Below are 277 nucleotides of genomic sequence, written 5' to 3'. Positions count from 1 at the left end.
ATCATCATCAACCCCGCCGCCTATACGCACACCTCGGTAGCCATTCTGGATGCCTTGAACGCATTCGACGGAAAGGTCATCGAAGTACATCTTTCCAATGTCCACAAGCGAGAGGCCTTCCGCCACCACTCGTATGTCTCGCTGCGTGCCGATGGGGTGATCGCCGGGCTGGGCATACAGGGCTACCGGGCAGCGCTGGACGCCATCATCGCCGTGTGAACGATCTGTTTGCTACGCCTGAAACGCAACAGGGTGCCCCTCGGGGCACCCTGTTGCG

The 277-nt window shown here is 59.9% G+C and carries 1 protein-coding gene; it reads left to right on the top strand.

What is annotated here, in order from left to right:
* A partial coding sequence (locus Q5762_RS38150) for a type II 3-dehydroquinate dehydratase (protein ID WP_315896903.1) occupies window positions 1-219 on the top strand: 219 nt, incomplete at its 5' end.
* Between the last annotated feature and the right edge of the window lie 58 nt (window positions 220-277).

The organism is Streptomyces sp. P9(2023) (assembly GCF_032436795.1).
In the GTDB taxonomy this organism is placed as follows: domain Bacteria; phylum Actinomycetota; class Actinomycetes; order Streptomycetales; family Streptomycetaceae; genus Streptomyces.
Note: the sequence above shows the minus strand (reverse complement) of the source record. Positions and strands in the feature narration are given on the sequence as shown.